Source organism: Bordetella petrii (assembly GCF_017356245.1).
Classification (GTDB): domain Bacteria; phylum Pseudomonadota; class Gammaproteobacteria; order Burkholderiales; family Burkholderiaceae_B; genus Bordetella_A; species Bordetella_A petrii_D.
Genome location: NZ_JAFMZZ010000001.1, coordinates 590,772 through 605,279 on the forward strand (window position 1 = coordinate 590,772; position 14,508 = coordinate 605,279).

At 69.8% G+C, this 14,508-nt stretch carries 13 protein-coding genes; 6 read left to right on the forward strand and 7 right to left on the reverse strand.

The window, feature by feature from the left end; translation table 11 throughout:
* Window positions 1-21 precede the first annotated feature (21 nt).
* The gene (locus J2P76_RS02850; protein ID WP_207404334.1) at window positions 22-822 is read right to left on the reverse strand and encodes a ferritin-like domain-containing protein; all 801 of its coding nucleotides are present in this window, start codon (window positions 820-822) and stop codon (window positions 22-24) included.
* Window positions 823-916: 94 nt separating this feature from the next.
* Between J2P76_RS02850 and J2P76_RS02855 the strand changes: the two genes are divergently transcribed.
* Window positions 917-2,056, forward strand: coding sequence for a GNAT family N-acetyltransferase (locus tag J2P76_RS02855; RefSeq protein WP_207404335.1), 1,140 nt, complete (start codon window positions 917-919; stop codon window positions 2,054-2,056).
* Here J2P76_RS02855 and J2P76_RS02860 read toward each other — a convergent pair.
* Genes J2P76_RS02860 through J2P76_RS23730 form a run of 3 tightly spaced genes read right to left on the reverse strand, consistent with a single transcriptional unit; the run spans window position 2,044 to window position 4,925 of the window.
* The gene (locus tag J2P76_RS02860) at window positions 2,044-2,514 is read right to left on the reverse strand and encodes a DUF1854 domain-containing protein (protein ID WP_207404336.1); all 471 of its coding nucleotides are present in this window, start codon (window positions 2,512-2,514) and stop codon (window positions 2,044-2,046) included. The genes J2P76_RS02855 and J2P76_RS02860 overlap by 13 nt on opposite strands.
* Window positions 2,515-2,532: 18 nt before the next feature.
* Window positions 2,533-4,803 carry an ABC transporter ATP-binding protein gene (locus tag J2P76_RS02865; protein WP_207404338.1) on the reverse strand — a complete coding sequence of 757 codons (2,271 nt, stop codon included), beginning with the start codon at window positions 4,801-4,803 and terminating at the stop codon, window positions 2,533-2,535.
* Window positions 4,800-4,925 (reverse strand): hypothetical protein, encoded by a 126-nt coding sequence (locus tag J2P76_RS23730; protein ID WP_278253082.1) that lies wholly within the window; start codon window positions 4,923-4,925, stop codon window positions 4,800-4,802. Before J2P76_RS23730 ends, J2P76_RS02865 begins: the two co-directional genes overlap by 4 nt.
* 104 nt (window positions 4,926-5,029) lie before the next feature.
* On the opposite strand from J2P76_RS23730, the gene cphA (J2P76_RS02870) reads away from it, so the two are divergent.
* The 5 genes from cphA (J2P76_RS02870) (at window position 5,030) to J2P76_RS02890 (ending at window position 11,267) form a co-directional block, all read left to right on the forward strand.
* A complete protein-coding gene (gene cphA, locus J2P76_RS02870; RefSeq protein ID WP_207404339.1) occupies window positions 5,030-7,642 on the forward strand; it encodes a cyanophycin synthetase in 2,613 nt (870 codons plus the stop codon).
* Between the two features lie 19 nt (window positions 7,643-7,661).
* Complete coding sequence (gene cphA / locus J2P76_RS02875; protein WP_207404341.1) at window positions 7,662-10,235, forward strand: cyanophycin synthetase; 2,574 nt, start codon at window positions 7,662-7,664, stop codon at window positions 10,233-10,235.
* 237 nt (window positions 10,236-10,472) lie between these two features.
* A complete protein-coding gene (locus tag J2P76_RS02880) occupies window positions 10,473-10,673 on the forward strand; it encodes a CsbD family protein (protein ID WP_207404342.1) in 201 nt (66 codons plus the stop codon).
* A 26-nt stretch (window positions 10,674-10,699) separates the two neighbouring features.
* On the forward strand, window positions 10,700-10,864 hold the full coding sequence (locus tag J2P76_RS02885; protein ID WP_207404343.1) for a DUF1328 family protein: 165 nt from the start codon (window positions 10,700-10,702) through the stop codon (window positions 10,862-10,864).
* A 61-nt stretch (window positions 10,865-10,925) separates the two neighbouring features.
* A complete protein-coding gene (locus J2P76_RS02890) occupies window positions 10,926-11,267 on the forward strand; it encodes a BON domain-containing protein (RefSeq protein ID WP_207404345.1) in 342 nt (113 codons plus the stop codon).
* A gap of 27 nt (window positions 11,268-11,294) precedes the next feature.
* Here J2P76_RS02890 and J2P76_RS02895 read toward each other — a convergent pair whose 3' ends face one another.
* Genes J2P76_RS02895 through J2P76_RS02905 form a run of 3 tightly spaced genes read right to left on the reverse strand, consistent with a single transcriptional unit; the run spans window position 11,295 to window position 14,498 of the window.
* Window positions 11,295-12,176: a PhzF family phenazine biosynthesis protein gene (locus tag J2P76_RS02895; RefSeq protein ID WP_207404346.1), complete on the reverse strand. Its 882-nt coding sequence runs from the start codon at window positions 12,174-12,176 to the stop codon at window positions 11,295-11,297.
* 49 nt (window positions 12,177-12,225) lie between these two features.
* On the reverse strand, window positions 12,226-13,605 hold the full coding sequence (locus J2P76_RS02900) for a 4Fe-4S binding protein (protein WP_207404348.1): 1,380 nt from the start codon (window positions 13,603-13,605) through the stop codon (window positions 12,226-12,228).
* A gap of 56 nt (window positions 13,606-13,661) precedes the next feature.
* Entirely contained in the window at window positions 13,662-14,498 is an 837-nt protein-coding gene (locus J2P76_RS02905; RefSeq protein ID WP_207404349.1) for an FTR1 family iron permease, read from the reverse strand.
* Window positions 14,499-14,508 lie beyond the last annotated feature (10 nt).

The window sequence follows — 14,508 nt, forward strand, 5'->3', positions numbered from 1 at the left end:
CGCGCTGTAACCGCGCGCGGCCTAGGGTTGCTGCAAGGCCTGCAGCTCGGCGTCGTCGAAGCCGGCCTGACGGCGCGCCGCCAGGTTGAACGGGCCGCGCAGCTTCGGGGCGCCGTAGCGGCGCGCCAGTTCGGCATAGCACGCCAGCGGATCCAGGCCGCGCTGCGCGCACAGGTGGCGAAACCAGCGGTTGCCGATTGCCACATGGCCGATCTCGTCGCGCAGGATGATGTCCAGGATGGCCGCGCCGGCGGCATCGCCCGCGCCGGCCAGCTTGTCGCGGATCAGCGGCGAGGCATCCAGCCCGCGCGCCTCGAGCGTGCGCGGCACCAGGGCCAGGCGGGCCAGCAGGTCGCCGCGGGTTTTCTCGGCCATTTCCCACAGCCCGTTGTGGGCCGGGAAATCGCCATAGGCATGGCCCAGGGTGCCCAGGTGGTCATTCAGCAGTTCGAAGTGATAGGCTTCTTCGCGCGCCACCTGCAGCCAGTCGCGGTAGTACTGGGCCGGCATCGCGTCATAGCGCCACACCGCATCCAGCGCCAGGTTGACCGCGTTGAACTCGATATGCGCCAGCGCGTGCAGCAGCGCGGCCCGCCCTTCGGGCGATTGCACCGAACGCTGCCTGACCTGGGCCGGCGGCACCAGTGGCGGGGCGTCTGGCCGCCCCGGCAGGCCGGCGGGCGCATCCAGCCGGGCGTCGGCGTCGATGGGCGCGGCATCGCCGATGGCGCGCACGGCGGCCAGCTTGTCGGGCCAGGCGCGCGCGGCCAGCGCGGCCAGCGCCTGCCGGCGTGCGGAATCGGGAAAGGCGGTAGCGGTCATGCCCGGGGCCTGTTGACACGGAAAAGCGCCGCGCGCCGGCCGCGTATCGGGCGGCGGCGCGGCGGCGGCACAGCCCAGACTTTATCATTGCACCATGAGCCCCCCTGCCCGCCTTGCAATCGAAACCTCGCTGTCCCGGGTGGACGCATGCCAATGGAACGCGCTGGCGGGCGCGCAGCCGTTTGTGCGCCATGAGTTCCTGGCGGCGCTGCATGACACCGGCTGCGCCGCGCCCGACACCGGCTGGGCCCCGTACTACCTGGTGCTGCGGCGCGCCGGCCGGCTGGCCGGGGCCGTGCCGCTGTACCTGAAAGGACATTCGCGCGGCGAGTATGTGTTCGACTATGCCTGGGCCGATGCCTTCGAACGCCACGGCCTGCGCTATTACCCCAAGCTGCTGGCCGCGGTGCCCTTCACCCCGGTGGGCGGGCCGCGCCTGCTGGCCGCCAGCCACGACGACCGCCTGGAACTGGCGCGCGGCCTGATCGAACTGGCGCAGGGCCTGAAGGTATCGTCGCTGCATATCCTGTTTCCCGGCGAAGACGACCTGGCGGCGCTGCGCCAGGCCGGCTACCTGGTGCGCGAAGGCGTGCAGTTCCACTGGCGCAATGCCGGCTACGCCGGCCTGGATGCCTTCCTGGCGGAACTGAATCACGACAAGCGCAAGAAAATCCGCCAGGACCGCAAGAAGGTGCAGGCCGCCGGCGTCGAATTCCGTTGGCTCAGCGGCGCGCAGATCGATGCCGAAGCACTGGCGTTTTTCTACCGCTGCTACCGGCACACTTACTTCGCCCACGGCAACCCGCCTTATCTCAGCGCCGATTTCTTCCAGCGCCTGCATGCCGGCCAGCCGGACGCGCTGGTGCTGATCGTGGCGGTGCGCAACGGCGAACCCATCGCGGCCGCGCTGAACATGCGGGGCGGCGACACGCTGTACGGCCGGTATTGGGGCGCCCTGGAATTCGTGCCGGGCCTGCACTTCGAGACCTGCTACCTGCAGTCCATCGACTACTGCATCCGGCGCGGACTGGCGTGCTTCGAAGGCGGCGCGCAGGGCGAGCACAAGATGGCGCGCGGCCTGCTGCCGACCCCCACGTGGTCGGCGCACTGGATCGCCGACCAGCGTTTCGCGGCGGCGATCGAAGATTTCCTGGAACGCGAAACCGAGGCCGTGGACGACTACCTGGGCGAACTCGAAGCCCACACGCCGTTCCGGCGCCCCTACAAAAAGTGATCGAGCAGGCGGCGGCTGTGCCGGTCCAGCGCCGCCGTGTCGCGCACCAGGTAATGGATGCCGTGGCTGTCTGAAATCAGCAGCATCTGGCCGGCCAGGCGGCGGATGTCTTCTTCGCCCTTCAGCGTGAACTCGGTAGGGCCGCGGTCGGTGTGCACCTGCCACACCGACGGCGTGGCGAATGCCGACACGGCCTGGATGCGCTGGATTTCCGGCATGAATTCGCGGCTGGCCAGCGCTTCTTCGACCTGCTGGCGCGCGCGCGGCGGCAAACCTTCCAGGGTATCGAACCAGGCCAGTTCGTGGCCGTCGGCGCTGATGATCGACACGCCCTGCGACGGGGCGCTAACCGGAAACGCCCGCACGGCCTGCACACCCTCGTGCGCCAGGCCATCCGCGGACACATACACCAGCCGGCCCAGGGCATTGCGGTACAGCTCGAAAGCGGGAAGCGTCATGGCGGGCTCGCGGAGGGTTCAGTCGTGGGGCGCATCGTCGCCATCGTCGCCGCCGCCGTCGCGCAGGTCGGCCTCGCCGGAACGCGCCTGCGCCTGGTACAGGCGATAGTACGCGCCCTGGCGCGCCATCAGCGCCTCGTGCCGGCCCTGTTCGACGACGCGCCCGTGGTCCAGCACGACCAGCCGGTCGGCGCGGCGCAGCGTACTCAGGCGGTGGGCGATGGCGATGGTGGTGCGTCCGCGCACCAGGTTGTCGAGCGCTTTCTGGATTTCCTTTTCGGTGGTGGTGTCCACCGACGAGGTCGCTTCGTCCAGGATCAGGATGCGCGGATCGATCAGCAGCGCGCGCGCGATCGAGATGCGCTGGCGTTCGCCGCCCGACAGGGCCTGCCCGCGTTCGCCGACCAGCGAGTCGTAGCCGTGCGGCAGACGCAGGATGAATTCGTGGGCGTGGGCCGCGCGGGCCGCGGCCACGATCTCGGCGCGCGTGGCCTGCGGCCGGCCATAGGCGATGTTCTCGGCGATGGTGCCGAAAAACAGGAACGGCTCTTGCAGCACCAGGCCGATATGGCGGCGGTGGTCGGCGATGCGCAGGTTGCGGATATCCACGCCGTCGACCAGGATCGCGCCTTCGGACACATCGTAGAACCGGCAGATCAGGTTGATCAGCGTGCTCTTGCCAGAGCCGCTGTGGCCCACCAGGCCGATCATTTCGCCGGGCGCGATGGCCAGGTCGAGCCCTTGGATGACCGAGCGGTTGCCGTAGCGGAACGCGACGTTGCGCAGTTCGATGCGGCCCGCCACGCGCTCGAGGTGCGCGGGCGCCTCGGGCTCGGGCACGCTGGAGACGTGGTCGAGGATGTCGAAAATGCGCTTGGCGCCGGCGGCGGCTTTTTGCGTCACCGACACGATGCGGCTCATTGAGTCGAGCCGCGTATAGAACCGGCCGATATACGCCAGGAAGGCCGCCAGCACGCCCACCGTGATCTGCTTGTTGGCCACCTGCCAGATGCCGAACACCCACACCACCAGCAGGCCGATTTCGGTCAGCAGTGTCACCGTGGGCGAAAACAGCGACCACAGGCTGTTGACGCGGTCGTTGACTTCCAGGTTGCGGTTGTTGGCCGTGCGGAAGCGCTGCACTTCGCGCTTTTCCTGCGCGAAGGCCTTCACCACGCGTATGCCCGGAATGGTGTCGGCCAGCACATTGGTGATGTCGGCCCAGATGCGGTCGACCTTTTCGAAGCCGTGGCGCAGCCGGTCGCGCACCGCGTGGATCATCCAGACGATGAACGGCAGCGGCGCCAGCGTGACCAGCGCCAGCCATGGATTGATGGACACCAGGATGGCCGCGGTCATGGCGATCATCAGGACGTCGGTGGCGAAATCGAGCAGGTGCAGCGACAGGAAAATGCAGATGCGGTCGGTTTCGCTGCCGATGCGCGAAATCAGGTCGCCGGTGCGCTTGCCGCCGAAGTACTGCAGCGACAGCTGCTGCAGGTGTTCGTAGGTGCTGGTGCGCAGGTCGGCGCCGATGCGCTCGCTGACCCAGGCCAGGATGTAGGTGCGCGCCCAGCCCAGCCCCCATGCCAGCACCGCCGAGGCCAGCAGGCCGCCCAGGTACAGGCGCACCAGCGAATAATCGATGGGCGCGCCGTTCTGGAACGGGATCAGCACGTCGTCCATCAGGGGCATGGTCAGGTACGGCGGCACCAGCGTGGCGGCCGTGGCCAACAGGGTCAGGACGAAGCCGGCCAGCAGCGCGCCGCGATAGGGCCGGGCAAAGCGCCACAGGCGCAGCAGCGCCCAGGTCGAAGGGGGCCGGGCCGGCGCCTGCGCACAGACCGGGCAGTCGGCCTGCCCCGCCGGCAGCGGCAGGTGGCAGGTGGAACAGGCGGGCGCGCCGGCCTGCTGGCCGGCCTGCCGGGCTTCGAACCCGGCCAGCAGGCGCAGGGCGGCGGCATTGCGGGCCAGAGTGAAGCGCCAGGCGGCCAGGCGCACCGGGCCGTCGCAGAGTTCGAGCGCCGCGGCGCCGGCATGGTCGTGCAGGGCCAGGCGCAGCCCGGGCGCGCAGGCCCAGTCGCGCCATTGCCCGTCGTCGGGCGAGCGCGCCAGCAGGCGCCGGTCGGTCAGGACGACCAGCCCCGGCCGAAAGGCCAGGTGCGCATCCAGGTCGGTTTCCAGCCATGCCAGGATGGCTTCGCCGGGCGCGAGGCGGGACTGCATCGCGTCGTGCCGGGCGGCCGGAGCCTGCCCGGAAACGCCGGGAAGAAGCTGCTTTTTAGTCATGGATGGCGATCCGCCATGGCCGGGTTGTCGGCCAGGCCGAACGTGTCCCTTCCGTACAACAACGCGAGTTTATCGGCGTGAAAAGGCGGCGTATAGTAGCAGCCGATTTCAGCAATTTCCATCCTAGGAATCCACCGCCCACGCATCGGCCCCGCTTCCTGCCCGACATCCCCGCCCGCCATCCCCGGGGTTTCCTGTCCGCCGACGCGCCTACCCCCACTCAAACATGAAAGACAAAGACATTGAATTTCTCGATGTCGTGGCTTTGCGCGGCCCGAACATTTGGACCTACCGCCCGGTGCTTGAAGCCTGGGTCGATATCGGCGCCCTGGAAGACTACCCGTCCAATACCATTCCGGGGCTCTACGAACGGCTGTCCGCCTGGCTGCCCGGCCTGATCGAACACCGCTGCAGCCCCGGCGTGCGCGGCGGCTTCCTGCAGCGCCTGCGCGAAGGCACCTGGCCCGGCCACATTCTGGAACACGTCACGCTCGAACTGCAGACCCTGGCGGGCCTGCCCGGCGGTTTCGGCAAGGCGCGCGAAACCTCCACGCGCGGGGTCTACAAGGTGGTGGTGCGGGCCTGGCAGGAACAGGTGGCCCGCGCCGCGCTGGAAGAAGCGCGCGAACTGGTCATGGCGGCCATCCAGGACCGCCCGTTCGACGTGCCGCGCAGCGTCGGCCGGCTGCATGACCTGGTCGACAGCCATTGCCTGGGGCCCAGCACGGCATGCATCGTCGATGCCGCCGACGACCGCGACATCCCCTGCATCCGGCTGTTCGAGGGCAACCTGGTGCAGTTCGGCTATGGCGCGCGCCAGCGCCGCATCTGGACCGCCGAAACCGACCGCACCAGCGCCATCGCCGAGGGCATCTCGCGCGACAAAGACCTGACCAAGGCGCTGCTGTCGGAATGCGGCGTGCCGGTGCCCGAAGGCCGCCAGGCCGACAGCCCCGAAGATGCCTGGGAAGCCGCGCAGGACATCGGCCTGCCGGTGGTGGTAAAGCCCTGCGACGGCAACCACGGCCGGGGCGTGTTCACCAACCTGGCCAGCCAGGCCGAAGTGCTGTCGGCCTACGCCGTGGCGGTCGAAGAAGGCAGCGGCGTGCTGGTCGAACGCTTCGTGCCGGGCAATGAACATCGCCTGCTGGTGGTGGGCGACCGTCTGGTCGCGGCGGCCGCCGGCGAGCCGGCCTGGATCACCGGCGACGGCGAGAACACCGTGTCGAGCCTGGTCGAACGGCAGATCAACAGCGATCCGCGCCGCGGCCGTACCGAAAACCATCCCCTGAACGTTGTGCGCCTGGATTCCGCGGCGCGCCTGGAACTGGCGCGCCAATCGCTGTCGGCCGACAGCGTGCCCGCGGCGGGCCGGCGCGTGCTGATCCAGCGCAGCGGCAACGTGGCCTTCGACGTCACCGACCGCGTGCACCCCGATACCGCGGCCACCGTGGCGCTGGCCGCGAAGATCGTGGGCCTGGACGTGGCCGGCGTGGATCTGGTGGCCGAAGACATCTCGCAGCCGCTGGACGGGCAGCGCGGCGCCATTGTCGAAGTGAACGCCGGGCCGGGCCTGCTGATGCACCTGAAACCGGCCGACGGCCCGCCGCGCCCGGTGGGCCGCGCCATCGTCGACCACCTGTTTCCGGCCGGCGACGACGGCCGCATCCCGGTGGTGGGCATCGCCGGCACCAATGGCAAGACGGTGGTCGCGCGCCTGGTGGCGCGCCTGCTGGCGCTGTCCGGCCGGCACACCGGGCTGGCCTGCAGCGAAGGCCTGTACCTGGGCGCTCGGCTGGTGCAGGCCGGCGACCGCGCCGACTGGGCCAGCGGCCGGCGGCTGCTGATGAACCGCAGCGTCGAGGCCGCGGTCATCGAGAACGACAGCGGCGTCATCCTGGGCCAGGGCCTGGCCTACGACCGCTGCCAGGTCGGCGTGGTCACCAACATCGACCAGGGCGACCACCTGGGCGATTTCGACATCCAGGACACCGACCGCCTGGTCGACGTGTTCCGCACCCAGGTCGACGTGGTGCTGCCCGGCGGCGCGGCCGTGCTCAATGCGCGCGACCCGCGCGTGGCCGGCATGGCGCCGCTGTGCGACGGCGACGTGGTGTTTTTCGGCATCGACCCCGCCCTGCCGGCCATCGCCGGTCAGCTCGCGCAGGGCCGGCGGGCAGTGTTCCTGCGCGGCGGCTCGATCGTGCTGGCCGAGGGCCGCAACGAGACACTGCTGGCCGACATCGCGGCCATACCGCTGACCCACGGCGCGCGGGTCGAGTTCCAGGTCGAGAATGTGCTGGCGGCTGTCGGCACCGCCTGGGCGCTGGGCATACCCGAACCCATCATCCGCGCCGGCATCGAGGCCTTCGACATCGACCAGGCCGACGCCCCCTGGCAGTTCACCCTGTTCGAGCGGGGCGGCGCCACGGTGGTGGTGGACGACGTGCACAACGCCTCGGCGCTGCGGGCCCTGCTCGATGCCGCGGCCCGCTTCCCGGCCAGCCGCCGCTGCGCCGTCTACGCGGCCGGGGCCGACCGCCGCGACGCCGACCTGATCGAGCAGGGCCGCCTGCTGGCCGGCGCCTTCGACCGCGTAGTGCTTTACGACGACGCCACGGTGTCCAGCCGGCGTCCGGCCGGCCAGGCCCGCGCGCTGCTGCGCCAGGGCCTGGCGCAGGGCCCGCGGCCGGTCGAGGTGCACGACGAGCCCGATCATGCCCGCGCCATCGGCATGGCGCTCGACTCCATCCGGGCCGGCGATTTCGTGCTGCTGCAGTCCGACGAAGCCTATTCCGGCCCCACCATCGACCGCGTGCGCCGCTGGATCCAACAATAAAGCCCCAGGACCCCTGCTCATGGAAGTCTCCCGTATCCGAGCGTTGCGCGGCCCCAATCTCTGGAGCCGCAATACCGCGATCGAAGCCATCGTCACCTGCCACGACGCCGAGTGCGCCATCGACGAGCACCTGCCCGAGTTCGAGGCCCGGCTGCGCGCGCGCTTCCCGCAGATCGGCAGGCTGCGGCCCGACGGCCAGCAGGAAGCGCTGTCGATCGCGCACGTGCTGCAGGTAAGCGCGCTGGCGCTGCAGGCGCATGCCGGCTGCCCGGTGGCCTTTGGCCGCACTGCCGCCACCATCGAGCCCGGCGTGTTCCAGATCGTGGTGGAATACAGCGAAGAAGCCGTGGGCCGGCTGGCTGTCGAACAGGCCGCGCAACTGATCGACGCGGCGCTGGCCGATGCGCCGTTCGACCTGGCCGGCGCGCTGGCGCGCCTGCGCGAGCTCGACGAAGACCTGCGCCTGGGCCCCAGCACCGCGTCCATCGTCAACGCCGCCATGGCCCGCAACATTCCCTTCCGCCGCCTCACCCAGGGCAGCATGGTGCAGTTCGGCTGGGGCAGCCGCCAGCGCCGCATCCAGGCGGCCGAAACCGATGCCACCAGCGCCATTGCCGAATCCATCGCGCAAGACAAAGACCTGACCAAGATGCTGCTCGACGCGGCCGGCGTGCCGGTGCCGCTGGGCCGCTCGGTATCGGATCCGCAAGCCGCGTGGGATGCCGCCCGCGAACTGGGCGGGCCGGTCGTGCTCAAGCCGCGCGACGGCAGCCAGGGGCGCGGCGTGGCGGTCAACGTCGAGACGCGCGAGCAGGTCATGGCCGCCTACCAGGCGGCGGCCGACATCAGCGGCGAAGTCATTGTCGAACGCTATATCCCCGGCCACGATTTCCGCCTACTGGTCGTGGGCGACAGTCTGGTGGCCGCGGCGCGCCGCGATCCCCCGCAAGTCACCGGCGACGGGCGCCACACCATCCGCGAACTGGTCGAGCAGGTCAATGCCGACCCGCTGCGCGGCGACGGCCACGCTACCTCGCTGACCAAGATCCGCTTCGACGACATCGCGCTGGCCACGCTCAAAAAACAGGGCTGCGATGCCGACTCGGTGCCCGCGGCGGGCACGCTGGTGGCGCTGCGCCACAATGCCAACCTGAGCACCGGCGGATCCGCCACCGATGTCACCGATGAAGTGCATCCCGAGCTGGCGGCGCGCGCGGTGACCGCGGCCCGCATGGTGGGCCTGGATATCTGCGGCGTGGACGTGGTGGCCGAAACCGTGCACCTGCCGCTCGAAGAGCAGCACGGCGGCGTGGTCGAGGTCAACGCGGCGCCGGGGCTGCGCATGCACCTGAGCCCCTCGTTCGGCAAGGGCCGCGCGGTGGGAGAGGCCATTATTTCCAGCATGTTCGCCGATGGCGACGACGGCCGCATCCCGGTGGTGGCGGTGGCCGGCACCAACGGCAAGACCACCACCGTGCGGCTGACCGCGCACCTGCTGGCCGGCACCGGCCGGCGGGTCGGCATGACCAACTCCGACGGCGTCTATATCGGCGCGCGCGGCATCGACAGCGGCGACTGCAGCGGCCCGCGCAGCGCGCGCCGCATCCTGGCGCATCCGGGCGTGGACGCGGCGGTGTTCGAGACCGCGCGCGGCGGCATCCTGCGCGAGGGCCTGGCGTTCGACCGCTGCGACGTGGCCATTGTCACCAACCTGGGCATGGGCGACCACCTGGGCCTGGGCTACATCAGCACGGTCGAAGACCTGGCCGTGGTCAAGCGCGTCATCGTGCAGTACGTGCACGCCGGCGGCACGGCGGTGCTGAACGCCACCGATCCCATCGTGGCCGACATGGCCTCTGCCTGCCCGGGCGCCGTGGCCTTCTTTTCCAGCGACCCCGCGCATCCGCTCATCGGCACGCACCGCGCGCAGGGCCATCGCGTGGTGTACCGCGACGGCCCGGCCATCGTGGCGGCGCAGGGCGACACCGAAACCCGCATTGCCCTGGCCGACATCCCGCTTGCCCACAACGGCGCCATCGCCTTCCAGGTGGACAACGCCATGGCGGCCATTGCCGCGGCCTGGTCGCTGGGCGTCGGCTGGCCTGTGATCCGCCAGGGCCTGGCCAGCTTCGTCAGCGATGCGCAGACCGTGCCCGGGCGCTTCAACATGTTCGACTACCGGGGCGCCACGGTCATCGCCGACTACGGCCACAACCCCGACGCCATCCAGGCGCTGGTGCAGGCCGTCGAGGCGCTGCCGGCGCAGCGGCGCAGCGTCGTGATCAGCGGCGCGGGCGACCGGCGCGACGACGACCTGCGCCGCCAGACCGAGATCCTGGGCGATGCCTTCGACACGGTGGTGCTATACGAAGACCAATGCCAGCGCGGCCGCGCCGAAGGCGAGGTGCTGGCCCTGCTGCGCCAAGGCCTGGCCGGCGCACGGCGCGCCAGCAACGTGAAAGAGATACACGGCGAGTTCCTGGCCATCGATACGGCGCTGGCCGGCCTGGCGCCGGGCGACCTGTGCCTGGTGCTGGTGGACCAGGTGGAAGCGGCGCTGGCGCACCTGAAGCAGCGCGTCGCGGCCGGCTGAGCCCCGCGCGATGGCGCCGCGCGGCCTGCGCGCGCCGTCGCGCGCATGGCCGGTTACGCCGGCCCGTCAAAGCAGCTCAAAACTTTACTGAACTGTAACTCCGCTTGCAGCATCAACCCTGCTTCGCGCGGTCGCGACAGCGCCCGCGCCGCGGCTTACATTTGCCTACAGCCGCGTTTGACACCCTGGTTTGCCCCCCGTACGGTGGTAACACGCTCATCAACCAGGAGAACCGCCATGAACAACGACATCGTTGCAGGCAAGTGGAAGCAATTGACTGGTAAAGCGAAGGCCGCGTGGGGCGAACTCACCGACGACGAGCTGACCCGCACCGAAGGCAATGCGGAACGGCTGGCCGGCCTGATCCAGGAGCGCTACGGCAAGACCCGGGAAGAAGCCCAGAAGGAAGTGCGGGCCTTCTTCGACGCCAACCGCTAAGTCCCGTTTGATCCGAGGAGAACCACATGCTGTATTACGCCGCTGTTTTCTTCGTCATCGCCATCATCGCCGCAGTACTGGGCTTCGGCGGCATCGCCGCCGGCGCCGCGGGCATCGCCAAGATCCTGTTCTTCGTGTTCCTGATCCTGGCCCTGCTGTCGATCCTGAGCGGTGCCTTCCGGAAAAAATAAGCGCGGGCGGCGGGCCATCCCGCCGTGCCGCCCTGCTGCCCCGCAACACAAGGAGAGCCTCATGAAACTGCGCAAACTGATCGTTGCCACCACCGTGGGCGCCGGCGTACTGCTCGGCGCGACGGCCCAGGCCGCCGAAGGCGAAGCGCCCAAGCAATCGATGGGCGAGTATGCCTCGGACGCGGTCATCACCACCAAGGTCAAGGCGGCCTTCGTGGCCGATGAAACGCTCAGCGCGCTGGATATCGCCGTCGAGACCACCAGCGGCACGGTCACCCTGACGGGCAGCGTCGGCACCGAGGCCGAAGTCGAACAGGCCGCCCGCGTGGCCCGCGACGTCGAGGGCGTGAAACAGGTGCAGAACGACATCAAGGTCGACCCGGCCAAGGCCAAGCCGAACTGACCGCCCCCGGGCCCGCATGAACAAAGGCTAGGGCCGCGGAATGCGCACCGTACCGCGGCCCAGTTCGATTACCTGACCCGCTACCCGGATCGCGCCATCGCGCGCCACATCCAGGTACAGGCGGCAAGGCCGCGACACCTGGCTGCCCTGCCTGACTTCGATGCGCGCCGGCAACGCCTTGCCGCGCGCCACCAGCCAGCCGCCCAGGTTGGCGCAGGCCGAGCCCGTGCCCGGATCTTCGGCCACGCCGCCCCCCTCTTTCGTGAAGAAATACCGGGCCTGCACCACCTGCCGGCCATCGCGCCCGGGCGCCGGATCGAACGCGAATACATAGGCTGTCTTGCGTCCCAGGCTGCTGGGCTGCCAGCGATGCAGCCGGGCGCTGTCGGGCTGCGCGCGTTGCACGGCCTCGACGGACTTCAGCGGCACCAGCAATTGATCGGCGCCGGTGTCGACCCACATCGGCGCATCCAGCAGGTCATCGGCGCGCAGGCCCAGCTGGCCGGCAATCTCTTCCGCCGGCAGCGCCGGCGCGGCCGTCCTGGGCGCGCCGGCCGCGGGGGCGGTCAGTGTCCAGGTATCGCCCCGCGCCTCTACCGGCACGAGGCCCGCGGCGAATTCCAGCGTCAGCCTGTCGCCGGCCGCGGCCAGTTCGCGCACCACGTGAGCGGTGCCCAGTGTGGGGTGCCCCGCGAAGCGCATTTCATAGCCGGGGGTAAAGATGCGCACGCGCGCGTGGGCCTGCGCGGCGGGCAGGATGAAGGTGGTTTCAGACAGGTTGAACTGCCGCGCCAGGTCGAGCATGGCCTGGTCGTCCAGCCCGCGCGCATCTTCGAACACGCACAGCGGATTTCCGCCGAACGTGGTGTCGGCAAAGACGTTGAGCAGGCGGAAAGCGTAAGTATGCATGGCGGCGCGGCGGCGTTCGGGGCGAACGCCGATGATAGCGCGCCGCCTGCTACCACACGGCGAAGAACAGCACCCAGGCCGTGCAGAACGGCGCCAGGCCGGCAGCCATCAGCAGCCAGGCCGCCGCCTTGCGCGGCCACGCCACGGCGCGCTGGGCCAGCAGGCGCCAGCCCAGCCGCAGCGACCAGGCCACGGCCAGCGTCAGCAGCGTGAAGCGGACCGGATCGGCCCAGCCGGTTTCCACGCCTTCGTGCCCCAGCAGGGTGATGGTGGTGGCCGACAGCCCCAGGAACACGCCGATGCCGGCCGCCGGGATCAGCGCCTGCGCCAGCTTGTGCAGGCCTGCCAGGCGTCCGCCCGGCAGACGCGCGGGCGCGGCGCGGTCAGCGGCCCACAGCCCGGCAAAGGCGCCGCCGCCCACGATGACCGTGCTGCCCACCACGAACAGCAGGATGCCGGCGCCGTCCAGCCACGAGAAGCTGTCGTTCATTTCCGGGTAGTGGGTCAGGATGAACCAGGGCGCGTTGTCCATCAGCGGCCACAGGATATTGCGCTCGACCAGCCAGGTGGCCGCCCATTGCTTCACCGTCACGAACCACGGGCTGGCGCTCCAGAGAAACGCGCCGATGGCGATGCCCATCAGCCCGAAGCAGATCAGGGCGGTCTGCCAGCCGTCGCCGGTGGCCACGTGCACGATTTCTTCTTCGGGCGAACGCGGCGTCAGGGCGATGGCTCCGCGGTAGTCGCTGCAGCGGCCGCACACATGGCAATCGCCCGCGCCCTTCATGTGCCGCAGCGGCACCAGCGGCGCGCAATTGACCGGCTCGATGCGGATGACCGGGTGCCGCCAGGCTTCTTCGTTGACCTTGAAGTGCCAGGGGGCCAGCTTGGCCAGCAGGTTGAACACGCCGTTGACCGGGCACAGGTACTTGCACCACACGCGCTTGCTGCGCCCATAGCGCCACCCCACCACCATGGCGGCCATGGTGGAGCCGCCCAGCACCGCCAGCACCGCCAGCGGATACTGGTACACGCTGACCAGCTGGCCATACACGGTGGTAAGCGCGAACGCCACGAACGGCCAGCCGCCCCAGCGCATCCACTTCGGGATGGAGCGGCCCTGCCCGTGTTCGCTGGCCCATTCGGTCAGCATGCCTTCGGGGCACAGCCAGCCGCACCAGGCGCGCCCCAGCAACGGGATGGACACCAGCACGAACGGCCACCAGACGCCCCAGAACGCGAACTGCGCCACGATGGTCAGGTTGTTGAACACCGTGGCGGCGTTGTCGGGCAGCGGCAGCAGCGGCGGAACGATCAGCAGGAACGCGTAGATGGCGACGATGCCCCACTGCAGCTTGCGCAGCAGCGAGGCATGGTCGCGCAGGAAATCGGCGAAGCGGGCGGCGGAGCGCCCGAGTACGGCGGCCATGAATCAACCTTCAAATACCATGGCCGGCAAGAGCGCCGGCCGGTCGAGCAACATCATTACGCGGGCACGGCCGCCCGGGCCGGCGGCCTGCCTGCCCTGCGCAACAGCGCCCATACCACTACCCAATACGCCAGCCACAACAGCACCGACATCAAGGCCGGGTAGGCGCGATAGCCGGCGAAGTCGGCCAGCACCTTGCCCAGACCGCTGCTGTCGTCGAGCAGCCGGGAGCTGTCCCAGAGGGGATCGACCAGCGTCGGCAGCACCCCCAACGATATCAGGCGGTCCAGGCCGCCCATCAGCAGGGCGCCGGCCAGCAGCAGCAGCAGGATTTCGGTCAGGCGGAAGAAGCGCCGCCAGGTGATCAGCTTGCCGCCCAGCTGCAGCAGCCAGAACGTAAGAAGCGCGATGGCGAAGCCGGCCACGCCGGCCAGCGCCAGCAGGGCCGTATCGGCGCCCTGCCCGGCCGCCACGCTGCCATACAGGAACACCACCGTTTCGCTGCCTTCGCGCGCCACGGCGATCATGACCAGCACCAGCAGACCCCACCAATTGTCGTGGGCCATCGAGGCGCTGGCCCCGGATTCGAGTTCGCCTTTCAGCGTGCGGCCGTGCTTTTTCATCCACACGACCATCTGCACCACCAGCGCGCACGCCACCAGCGACATGCCGGCCTGAAACCATTCCTGCCCCTCGTCGCTGAGCCAGGACGACACGCCCAGCAGCACCAGCGCCAGGGCCACGGCCAGGGCCAGGCCGGCCGCCACGCCGCCCCACAGATAGGGCATGCCGCGGCGGCCTTCGGGACTGGCGCGCAGCCACGAAAACAGAATGCCCACGATCAGCAGGGCTTCGACGCTTTCGCGCCAGACGATGAAAAGTACCTGTTCCATGAATGCCGCC